This is a genomic window from Microbulbifer sp. 2205BS26-8 (assembly GCF_030731025.1).
GTDB classification, from domain to species: domain Bacteria; phylum Pseudomonadota; class Gammaproteobacteria; order Pseudomonadales; family Cellvibrionaceae; genus Microbulbifer; species Microbulbifer spongiae.
On sequence record NZ_JAVAMR010000021.1, the window covers coordinates 53,353 to 64,326 of the forward strand.

The 10,974-nt window shown below is 59.7% G+C and carries 9 protein-coding genes; 4 read left to right on the forward strand and 5 right to left on the reverse strand.

Translation table 11 applies throughout. The features are described 5' to 3' along the window. Nucleotides 1-2,112, forward strand: a complete 2,112-nt coding sequence (locus Q5Y71_RS09045; RefSeq protein WP_306041775.1) for a sodium:solute symporter family protein — start codon at nucleotides 1-3, stop codon at nucleotides 2,110-2,112. Here Q5Y71_RS09045 and Q5Y71_RS09050 read toward each other — a convergent pair. The 5 genes from Q5Y71_RS09050 to Q5Y71_RS09070 all read right to left on the reverse strand — a co-directional run bounded on the left by Q5Y71_RS09050 (nucleotide 2,002) and on the right by Q5Y71_RS09070 (nucleotide 7,664). Next, nucleotides 2,002-3,945: a beta-N-acetylhexosaminidase gene (locus tag Q5Y71_RS09050; RefSeq protein ID WP_306041777.1), complete on the reverse strand. Its 1,944-nt coding sequence runs from the start codon at nucleotides 3,943-3,945 to the stop codon at nucleotides 2,002-2,004. The two genes, Q5Y71_RS09045 and Q5Y71_RS09050, sit on opposite strands and share 111 nt — an antisense overlap. Further along, a complete protein-coding gene (gene nagB, locus Q5Y71_RS09055) occupies nucleotides 3,938-4,741 on the reverse strand; it encodes a glucosamine-6-phosphate deaminase (RefSeq protein ID WP_306041779.1) in 804 nt (267 codons plus the stop codon). Before nagB ends, Q5Y71_RS09050 begins: the two co-directional genes overlap by 8 nt. Nucleotides 4,742-4,753: 12 nt before the next feature. Beyond that, nucleotides 4,754-5,908 carry an N-acetylglucosamine-6-phosphate deacetylase gene (gene nagA / locus Q5Y71_RS09060; protein WP_306041781.1) on the reverse strand — a complete coding sequence of 385 codons (1,155 nt, stop codon included), beginning with the start codon at nucleotides 5,906-5,908 and terminating at the stop codon, nucleotides 4,754-4,756. Then, nucleotides 5,908-6,939, reverse strand: coding sequence for a LacI family DNA-binding transcriptional regulator (locus tag Q5Y71_RS09065; protein ID WP_306041783.1), 1,032 nt, complete (start codon nucleotides 6,937-6,939; stop codon nucleotides 5,908-5,910). The genes nagA and Q5Y71_RS09065 overlap by 1 nt, the downstream gene beginning before the upstream one ends. A 170-nt stretch (nucleotides 6,940-7,109) precedes the next feature. Further along, nucleotides 7,110-7,664 (reverse strand): gamma carbonic anhydrase family protein, encoded by a 555-nt coding sequence (locus tag Q5Y71_RS09070; protein ID WP_306041785.1) that lies wholly within the window; start codon nucleotides 7,662-7,664, stop codon nucleotides 7,110-7,112. 65 nt (nucleotides 7,665-7,729) lie between these two features. Between Q5Y71_RS09070 and Q5Y71_RS09075 the strand changes: the two genes are divergently transcribed. From Q5Y71_RS09075 to Q5Y71_RS09085, 3 genes are read left to right on the forward strand one after another with little or no spacing between them, the layout of a single operon-like run. Then, nucleotides 7,730-9,778, forward strand: a complete 2,049-nt coding sequence (locus Q5Y71_RS09075) for a M3 family metallopeptidase (RefSeq protein WP_306041787.1) — start codon at nucleotides 7,730-7,732, stop codon at nucleotides 9,776-9,778. 35 nt (nucleotides 9,779-9,813) lie between these two features. Beyond that, nucleotides 9,814-10,092 (forward strand): YheV family putative zinc ribbon protein, encoded by a 279-nt coding sequence (locus tag Q5Y71_RS09080; RefSeq protein WP_306041789.1) that lies wholly within the window; start codon nucleotides 9,814-9,816, stop codon nucleotides 10,090-10,092. Beyond that, nucleotides 10,089-10,916: a hypothetical protein gene (locus Q5Y71_RS09085; protein WP_306041791.1), complete on the forward strand. Its 828-nt coding sequence runs from the start codon at nucleotides 10,089-10,091 to the stop codon at nucleotides 10,914-10,916. The genes Q5Y71_RS09080 and Q5Y71_RS09085 overlap by 4 nt, the downstream gene beginning before the upstream one ends. Nucleotides 10,917-10,974 lie beyond the last annotated feature (58 nt).

The following is a 10,974-nucleotide window of genomic DNA, read 5'->3' on the forward strand; positions in this document are numbered from 1 at the left end:
ATGCAGCAGAGTGTGTTAAGTGGCATTGACTGGTTGGTAATCCTGCTGTTGCTGGGCTTCTCCCTGGGGATCGGCCTGCTGGTGCGCGATCGCGCGGGCGCGGATGGCCTGGAGGGGTTTTTTGTGGCCGGGCGCCGTATGCGCTGGTGGTTTTTGGGTACCTCCATCGTCGCAACCACCTTTGCCTCCGATACCCCGCTGGCGATCACCGGCTGGATCGCCCAGTACGGCATCGCGGGCAACTGGTTCTGGTGGGGCGGGGCTGCCGGTTCGATTGCGATAACAGTATTTTTTGCCCGTATCTGGCGCAGCTCCGGCGTGGTCACGGACGCGGAGATCGCCGAACTGCGCTACGGTGGAAAACAAGCCGCTGCACTGCGCACTGTAAAGGCCGGGGTTAACGCCACCTTCGTCAACTGCGTTATCCTCGGCTGGGTCTTCGCGGGCATGGGCAAGATCTCCGAACCCTTTATGGACTGGCAGGCCCTGCTGGGCACGGGACTGTATTCCGCCTTTGCCAATCTGTATCCGGAAGCGCTGCTGTTCCACTCTATCGACAATACCATCACCATTTTGCTGCTGCTGTTTGTCACCCTGTTTTATACCACCCTGGGAGGACTGCGGGCAGTCATGGTCACCGATCTGGTGCAGTTCGTGCTCGCCATGGGAATGTCGATTCTTATTGCATTTCTGGCGGTCGATCACCTCGGGGGCCTGGAAGCCATGTGGTCTGGCCTGGCGGAGAGGTACCCGGCGGACTCGGGTGACGCCGGCTTCCTGCCCGCACAGCGGATTGCTTCCTTTGCCCCGGCCTTCGGCGAAGGCGTTGTCGGTGCCCTCGGTATCCCGTTTTCGGCCTTCGTACTGACATTGGGTGTGATGTGGTGGACCTCCGGCCAGGTAGACGGTTCGGGCTATATCTCCCAGCGCCTGTACAGCGCCGAGGATGGGGATCAGGCGGAGAAAGGCGCCCTGTGGTATGCGTTCGCCAATTTCCTGCTCCGCTCCTGGCCCTGGGCGATCGCCGGGGTGGCCGCCCTGGTGATTTACCCCCGCGTGGAGATCGGCCAGCTGGCGGAGGAATTCACCGTCTGCGCCGCAGACAACAGCCAGTGCACCGTGCAGATGGAACAGTGCATCACTGATCGCTATCGCTGCGACATCCCCGGTTATACCCTGCTGACTACCTATACAGAGCGCGTTGCGCAGGCCGGTGGCGAAACCGTGCAGCACACGGTTTACCAGGAGGACCGAGAAAGCGGCTACCCTGCACTGATGCGTGACCTGCTACCCGCCGGCCTCCTGGGCCTGGCGCTGGCCTCACTGATGGCGGCCTTCATGTCCACCGTTTCCACCCATATCAACTGGGGTGCCTCCTATATTGCCAATGATTTCTACAAGCGATTGCTCGACCCCTCGGCCAGTGACCGGAGGCTGACCTGGGTCAGCCGCTTCGCCACCCTGGGGATTGCCGGTCTCAGCGCCTGGATCGCCACCTTTGTCGACAATATCGGTGCCATGTGGGAGCTCTGGGGCGGCATGATGGCGGGTCTGGGGCTGCCGCACCTGATGCGCTGGTTTTGGTGGCGCGCCAATGCCTGGACAGAGATTTCCGGTATGCTGACGGGACTGATCCTGGCCTGCTGGAATTTTCTCGCGGGGCGCGGGGGTGGCTTTGCTGCAGACCAGATGTCCATCCTGCCGGGCTGGATGGCGAGCCACCCGATTCACGTGATCTGCTGGATTTCCCTCGCCGCGGCACTGGTCTCGGTGATCACAACCCTGCTGACGCCCCCGGTTGAGGCGGCCCGCATCCGGGCGTTCGCCGCGCGGGTGAAACCCCTCGGTTTTTGGCGCGGATACAATGTCGGGCAGCAGCAGCCGGTGCGCGGCTTCTGGCTGTCTGCCCTGTGCTGGCTCCTGGGGACCGCCTCCCTGTATGCCGGGATGTTTGGGGTGGGGTACCTGCTGCGGCTGGAGCCGGCAACCGGCGTTGCCCTGTTACTGGCCTGCGCACTGCTGTTGTGGGCGACCCTGCGCGGTTTGTCCCTGATCGGCACTGACCGCGCAGGGTTGCAGCGGACGAAAGGCGATGCGGCGCTGCTCCAGTAGCGGCTGGTGGAGTTTTACCCGCGCGTAAAAGTCGGGCCAGTCCTTGCGGCTGGCGGGGCTCCAGGCGGTTTCCGCGCTCGCCAGCAGGCGCGGGAACAGCATGTATTCCAGCCTGTCAGCGCTGCTGAGCAGTTCACTCCAGAGTTGCGCCTGTACGCCCAACAGGTCGCCGGCACTTTCATCCGGTTCAAAGCGGTAGCAGGTTTCGAGATCCGTCGTGCCGGCCCAGTGCAGTCCCGGTTCCGTCACGGCACTGCTCCAGGCCAGGTCGTGATAGGTATGGGGGGCGGGGCAGGCGATCACCGGGTAGCCGAGTGCGCGCATACGCGCCGTGCTGGCGGGTTCCGTCCAGGCACAGATGATCGCGGACTTCTCCAGCTTGCAACCCTCCGCGGCTTCTTCCCAACCGATCAGGGTTCGACCGCTGCGCGCCAGTCGCTGCTGGGCGTAACTGAGCAGATAGCCTTGCAGTTGGCGCGCAGTGCGGTAGCCCGCCTGTACCATCAAAGCCTTGCAGGCGGGAGACCTCAGCCATACGCCCTCGGGCACCTCGTCGGCGCCCATATGCACCCAGGGGCCCGGGAACAGCGCGCACACTTCCGCCAGCACGGTGTCCAGGAAGGTGTAGGTACCCGGGAGCCCCGGGTTTAGCACATTGTCGCGATAGTACTGCACAGAGCAATAGCTGGAGCGGTCCTCCGTTTCCGCCAGCAGCTCCGGCAGGGCGCGAATGGCTGCCCGTGAGTGTCCGGGAATATCGATCTCGGGAATCACGGTGATATTCAGGGCTGCCGCATGGGCGACAATATCGCGCACTGCCTGCCGGCTGTAGTAACCGCCGTAGCGCCCCGGACCGCTGCCGAACTGCGGTTCCAGCACTTCGTCGTGGCCGCGCCAGGCACCGATGTCCGTAAGAGCCGGGTAGGCCCCGATTTCAAGGCGCCAGGCCTCGTCATCAGTGAGGTGCCAGTGAAAGCGGTTGAGTTTGTAGCTGGCCATGGCATCCAGCAATTTGCGGATTTCTTCGACACTGTGAAAGTGGCGCGCGCAGTCGAGCATAAATCCCCGGTGGCGGTAGCGCGGTGCATCCTCAATCACACAACAGGGCAGGTGAGTGCCCGATGCGAGCAGTTGTACCAGGGATACAGCGCCATAGAAAAAGCCCGCGGCATCCGATGCGGAAAGGGTTACCTCTTTTGGGCCTACTGTCAGGCGGTAGGCTTCCAAGGGGCATTCCTGTAATAACAACCGCAGTGGTGTGACTTCACTGAGATCCCTGGCCGAGGTGGACAGTGGGTGTGCTTGCCCGAGATATCGCAGGGCCAGATCTCCCAGGCTACCCGCCTCGGATACCACCAGGAATGTCCCGGCCAGAGGCAATACCCCTTCGCGGCGGTCGAAGTGGCGGGGCACAGGGATCAATGGACAAACCGGTGTCACCGCGGGCGGGGACTTTTCCGGGGATACTGGAGCAGTGTGTGGCGGGACGAGAAAATCGTGGGCAACGACCCGAACCGCGGTGACTCCATCATCGCCGGCGACATAAAGCCCCCTGGGCAGATCGCTCAACCGCTGCAGGCTGCCTGCCGGCATACGGATAAACAGGGTGCTGCCCTGCGGTACTACAGGGGCAATGATTACATGGCTGCCCACCTGCCGCAGCAACCGCGTGCCCGGTCCCGCCGTTACCGCGTGTAGCAGGTCCAGGTGCAGTGTCCAGTTGCGCGGCAACGGCTTTGCCGCATAGGCCAGCGAGATACGCAGGAGCTGGGTATCGCTCCCGTCCTCAGCCAGGTGTAGTTCCGCGCCAATCGCCCTGTCAGATTCAGGCATGGCTGCGCGCCTTCAGGCGTGCCAGCAGGGCTTGGTTTTCCGCCTCGATATGCAGGAAGAAGTCCGGGTCGGACAAAGCGCCGGCCGCCGCCCGGTCAACAATGACCACAGTTGCAGGGTGCATTTGCAGGGCCGAGGCCGGGCACCAGGCGGACACGGGCCCCTCCACCATGGCCTTGATGGCTGAAGCCTTGCTTTCTCCGGTGGCCAGCAGCACCACCAGACGCGCCTCCATGATGGTGCCGATACCCATGGTGATGGACAGGTGCGGCTGAGGTTCGCCCGCGGCGAAGAAGCGCGCGTTGTCGTCGATGGTTTCCCGGGTCAGGGTTTTTACCCGAGTGCGGGAAGTCAGGCAGGAAGTCGGTTCATTGAAGCCGATATGACCATTGCGGCCAATCCCCAGCAACTGGATATCGATTCCTCCGGCGGCCTGAATCGCCCGCTCATAGTCATTGCAGGCACTGATTGGATCAACGGCATTTCCCGGCGGCACATGGGTTCTGGCGGGGTCGATGTCAATATGGGCAAACAGGTGTTTCTGCATGAAATGCCGGTAGCTCTGGGGGTGCTCTGGCGGCAGGTCCATGTACTCGTCGAGGTTGAAACTGGTGGCTCTGGCAAAGGAGATTTCTCCCCGCTGGTTGCTCTCGATCAGTAACCGGTACAGGCTGAACGGCGTAGAACCCGTCGCCAGCCCCAGCACGGAATCCGGCTTCCGCTGTAACTGGTCGCGAAAGAGATCCGCCCCATAGCGGGCCACACCGGCGGCATCCTCCTTAATGACAACTTTCATAATATTTTTGTCCTACGGGTTTGGGGGGTGGTTGCGGGTATCACCCGCGAGCCACGTCTGGCGGACCTGTAATTCGTCGTCGAGCCAGGTCAGGTTTGCCGGTACGCCTGCGGCCAGCCGGCCCAGGCTGTGCTGCAGGCCGAGAAAACTGGCGGGGTAGAGGGAGGCCATGCGCAGGCATTCGGCCAGCGGCAGTCCAACCTCCCGGTGGCAGTAGCGCACCGCATCGGCCAGACCGATAGCGCTGCCGGCCAGGTTGCCCTCGCGGTTGACCAGGCGACCATCCCGCTCGCAAATGGATTCACCGTAGATTTCAAATGCCGCTTCCCCGGCACCCACGGTCGCCATGGCATCCGACACCAGATACAGGCGCCCCGCCGCTTTGGCGCGATGCGCCACCTTGAGACTGGCCGCATGGACATGGTGGCCATCGGCGATGATCCCCACCCAGCTGTTTTCGTCAGCCAGCGCTGCCCCAACCATCCCCGGTTCGCGGGCGGTCAGTGGACTCATCGCATTGTACAGATGGGTAAAACCCGAAAGGCCCGCCCTGAGTGCTGACTGCACCTGAGCAAAACTGGCCTCGCTGTGGCCGGCGCAAACGCGAATCCCCGCTGCGCTCAGTTGCCGGATATGCTCCGAGCTGCAGCACTCGGGGGCCAGTGTCAGCAACAGCGGCAGGCGCCTGGCCTGTTCACACAGCCAGGCGATATCCCCATAGCTGATTTGGCGAATCATCTCTTTGCGGTGGGCGCCGCGCCGCGCGGGGGCGAAGAACGGGCCCTCGATATGCAGACCGAGTATGCCGGGGTGGCCAGCTTCCCGGGCAGCCACAACCGCCTCCACCGCGGCGGCATACACTGCGCGGCGATCACTGATCACCGTTGGCAGCAGGGCTGTGGTACCGCGCCCCCGGTGGGCGCGGGCCATGCACTCGACGGTGGCCATCTCCGGTGCACTGTTCAGCATCAGGCCGCCGCCCCCATTGACCTGGAGATCCACAAAGCCAGGCACCAGGTAACCGTCCCCCAAAACCTGGGTTTGTACTTGTGTGGGGATCGCATTGCCGGAAAGCAGCGCGCTGATATTGCCGCCCTGCACCAGCACGGCGTGGTCTTGCAGCCATACCTCGCCATCGAAAATCTTTTCGCAGCGCAGTGCAAACATCAGGGTATCACCGCACAGGTTGAATCGCGCACAATCAGCTCGGGACTGAAGCCACAGTTGCGCGGCACTGTCTCATCCGTGCCATCCCGCCTTTGCCGGCGGATGTCCTCTATCAGCAGACGTGTGGCCCGGCCCGCAATCGCAGTGTTGGGCTGGTGGGCTGTGGTCAGCTTGGGCCAGCTCTGGCGTGAAAACGGACTGTCCTCGAATCCCACAATCGACAGCGCCCGGGGTACGTCAACCCCCGCAATGCGCGCAGCAAACAAGGCGCCGGCAGCCACCTCATCATTACTGGCAAAGATCGCACTGGGTGGTTTGTGCGACTGCAACAGCTTGTGGGTTCGCTCTGCGCCGGAGTCAAAACTGTACTGGCCCTCGAGCACCAGTTGTTTGTCGAGGGGGATCTGGCGCTTTTCGAGCGCATCCTTGTAACCGTTGAGGCGTTCGATACTGGAGCGGTGCGCCATTTCCCCCCCCAAAAAGGCGATGCGGCGATGGCCGAGGCCTAGCAGATAATCGGTGATGTCAAGGGCCGCCTGGAAGTCATCGACAAAAACACAGGGCCCGAGATCGTCAGGGGCGGCCGACGCAGACAGTATGCGCACAAAATGCACTTTCTGCCCCAGCAGCGCTGTGATCAGTTCCGGGGATTCCGAGAAGGGCGGGGTTAGTACCAGACCGGCAATGTGACTTGTGCGAACCAGCCGCTCCAGTTTTTCGGCAACCGCGCCACCGGATGCGTGCACCGGATGAATCAGCAGTTCAAATCCTTGTTCGCGGCACTCGGAGAGAATGCCATGCTGCATATCGATAACATAGTGGCTGTTGGGATTGTCATAGATAAAGGCGATAAAGCTGGCCCCGCCGCGCAGTTGTCGGGCGGATATGTTGGGCTGGTAGTCCAGTTCTTTAATGGCTCTCCATACCCGCTCCCTGAGTTCCTCGCCCACGGAAAGTTCGCGATTGATCACCCTCGAGACCGTTTTGAAGGACACTCCGGCCAGTTTTGCCACGTCTTTGATGGTCGCCATGTGCTTCGTTCCGCAACGGTTCAGTATGTCCCAATTCTAATCTCGAAGCGGGGGATAAGACAACGTTGTCAACTTTTTGAGACGCCCGTCCGGCAACGGTGGAAACAGGACAGTGGCCCAAGGGGCAACCCCGGCCAGACTGGTATAAAGCTGGTTGTGGGCACAACTGTTCAGGACCGCCCATGCATCAGGTACCGGTCCTTCAACTGCACATAATTTTTGGCGGAGTAACAAAAAAAGGCTTTTTCCTTCTCTGTCAGCAGCCGCACCTTCTTACAGGGGGCGCCCACATACAGGTACCCGCTTTCCAGTGTTTTCCCCGGTGGGACCAGTGCGCCCGCTGCCAGGACCACGTCGTCTCCAATGACTGCGCCATCGAGCACAATCGCACCAATGCCAACCAGCACCCGACTGCCGAGAGTACAGCCGTGCAAGCAGGCCTTGTGACCAATGGTGACGTCCTCTCCGATGACCAGCGGCCAGCCATTGGGATTGAAGGGGCCCGCGTGGGTGATATGCAGCACTGCCCCATCCTGAACACTGGTGCGCACACCCACCTGGATGCGGTGCATATCACCGCGCACTACGGCCATGGGCCAAACGGAACAATCGTCTCCGAAACAGACATCGCCGATAACCGCCGACTGCGGGTCGATATACACCCTTTTGCCAAGTTGCGGGACTTTTTCGCTAACACCATCGTTGTGGCTGCGCAGTGGGGACATGAACAAGCTCCTGTACAATGAATCCTCTATCATAGCGGTATCCCATTTTGAGCACAGGGTCTTGTATGTCCAATCCACTGCTGAATCTTCCCCAGCTCCCCCACTTCGACCAACTGCAGCCATACCAGGTAGCGCCGGCAATCTCAGAACTCATTGCCCGTTGCCGACAGCAATTGCAGCAGGGTCTCAAGGACCCCGGCTGGGAAAGTACGTTAGTTCCCCTGGAGCAGGCACAGGACCAACTCAATCGCGCTTTCTCTCCGGTGAGTCATCTCAACAGTGTGTTGAGCGGCGAGTGGCGCTCCCCTTATGAGGCGGCGCTCGCTCTGGTCACTGCCTACTGGGCCGAGCAGGGACAGAACCGGGACCTGTACGCGGTTTACCAGCAGCTGGCCGGCGCGCCGGAATTTGAACACTGGCCACAGCCGCGCAAGCAGTCGGTGGTGCTGGGGCTGCGGGATTTTGAATTGGGCGGCGTCGGCCTGCACGGCGAGGCGCGCCGGCAGTTTGCGGAAAACAGCCGGCGCTTGGCACAGTTGTCCAGCGAGTTTGCCAACAATGTACTGGATGCCACCAATGCCTGGACCTGGCACACCGAAGATGCTGGTGTACTGGCTGGACTGCCGCAAACGGCGCTGGCGGCAGCACGCAGTGCGGCAAAAGGCAAAAACCTGCCGGGCTGGCTGATTACCCTGGAAGGGCCCAGTTACCTGGCCGTCATGACCCATGCGGACAATCGCGCGTTGCGCCGGGAGGTTTACACCGCGTTTGTCAGTCGCGCCTCGGAGGTTGGCCCCAATGGCGGAACCTACGATAACTCCACACTGATGGAAACCATCCTGTCCCTGCGTGCCGATCAGGCCAGACTGCTTGGCATGGCCAATTACGCAGAGCTGTCCCTGGCCAGCAAAATGGCACCGAGCACCGAGCGCGTACTGGAATTCCTCAATGACCTCATCGGGCGGGCCAAACCGGCGGCTGAGCGGGAGATGGCGGAGTTACGGGAATTTGCCGGCACAACGTACGGGTTAGAGGATCTACAGCCCTGGGACCTCGCCTGGGCATCGGAAAAGCTCAAAGAGCAGCGTTATGCCATCAGTCAGGAGGCGCTGCGCCCCTATTTCCCCTACTCAAAGGTGGTCGAGGGCCTCTTCACCCTGGTGGAGAAGTTGTTTGGGGTTGCTGTGGCAGCAGACAATTCGGTTGCCACCTGGCATGAGGATGTACAGTTCTTCTGGCTGCTCAAAGGCGGCGAGCGAATTGCCGGATTTTACCTGGATGCCTTTGCACGCGAGGAAAAGCGCGGTGGGGCCTGGATGGATACCGTCTGCAGCCGCCGCCAAACCGGGCGGGGATTGCAGCTGCCGATCGCTTACCTGGTGTGTAACTTCAGCCCCGCCGCAGGAGAGATGCCTTCCCTGCTCACCCACTCCGAAGTTACCACCCTGTTCCACGAGTTTGGCCACGGCCTGCACCACATGCTGACAAAAGTGGATGTGGAGGCCGTCTCAGGTATCAACGGCGTGGCCTGGGACGCTGTGGAGATGCCCAGCCAGTTCCTGGAAAACTGGTGCTGGCAACCAGCCGTGATCCCGATGATCTCTTCCCACTACCAAAGTGGTGCAGCCCTTCCGCAGGCGATGTTGAAGAAAATGCTGGCGGCCAGGAATTTCCAGTCCGCCATGTTTACCCTGCGCCAACTGGAGTTTGCCCTTTTTGATTTTCGCCTGCATTGCTGTTCAGAGGCAATGTCTGCTGAAAAAATTCAGCAGCTGTTGAATACCGTACGCTCAGAAGTATCCGTGGTACCGGTGGCTCGGGAAAATCGCTTCCAACACACCTTCAGCCATATTTTTGCCGGAAGTTATGCCGCGGGCTACTACAGCTACAAGTGGGCGGAGGTACTTTCCGCCGATGCTTTTTCCCTTTTTGAGGAAAAAGGCATTTTTGACCGCACCACCGGGGAACACTTCCTGCACACTATTCTCGAACAAGGCGGCAGCCGTGATGCCCTGGCGCTGTTTACCGAGTTTCGCGGTCGGGAGCCAAAAATCGATGCCCTGTTGCGCCACTCCGCCATCGAGGGGCAGGAACAGAGTATCAGCCCAGCCTGAAAAATCCGCAGATCATGTCATATTGAGCCGTAGTCATGCCAAACAGTGATAGTCCGGAAACCGACAAGCAGACCCTGAAAAAACGCTTTATCGCCGCCGCGGTCTGCCCCCGTTGCAGCGTGATGGACAAGGTCGTCAATTATCGGTGGAATGGGAAAAATTACCGGGAGTGTATTGCCTGCGGATTTGTGGATGAAATCCGCCTGCAGTCTGCAGCTGCGGAGTTGCAAACCCGGGTAAACCAGACCGGGACTAAGGAGATACGTGAGGAAACGGTTAAATTCATTTTTCCTGGAAAAGAAAATAAAAAGTGAAAAAATTATATTTGTTTTCGGCCGCACTGCTACTCGCTACAGCCGCCGGACTGTACGGACTCAATCAGTATCGCGCGATAAAAAAAGACCAGCAAGAGCAAGTTGCCTCCCTGCTCATCCGATGTGTCAACCAGGGCCTGTTAGCCCTTTTTCGCCTGCAGGCGAACAATTGGCGCACCCGCCCGGATTTTTACCACCAGCAGGAGGAGGCACTCAATGCCAGCGTGCAGCAGCTGCCGCAGAAACTCCTTCAGGGCGAGCCCTTTAAAAAGTGGAAGTATGCGGTAAAAATCTGCGAGCAGCTGACCACAAACAGTAACCTGCAACATATCACTATCTTCAAGCCTTTAGGAAAGTTTTCACCCAGCGAGATTTCAGGCATCAGACATCTGAGAAAGCGCCAGTTTTTGCATAAGCGGGAACGCATGATCGGGGGTTTGATGGAATCCGTCCAGGCAGCCAGCCGATATCTGCCGGACTTGCGCAGGGATATCAATACACAACTGCAGGATTTTGGGTTTTCCGATACTGAGAAGGCATATATTTTACAGAGAATAAACGCCGAGGTCCTCGATTTTTATCAACCGGGTAATTTCTCGGTGAAAAAGGCGGAAATTTATCTGGAGAGGATTTCCGCCCTCAATACACTATTGGCAAAAAATAAAGACAAATACAGTTTCCGTGGCAACAGCTTGTATTTTCACGATCAGAAATTCAGATCCCAGGTATTGGATTTGAACCGCGCAATACTGCAGGGAGAGGGGACTTTTTTTGCAAATTATACCCAAATCGTGATGCAAAAGCAGATACCGGTCCAGCCTTGACAGCACCTGAAACTGCGTACCTGTTACGCACGTATAAACAAGCTCTTGCAAAAATTTA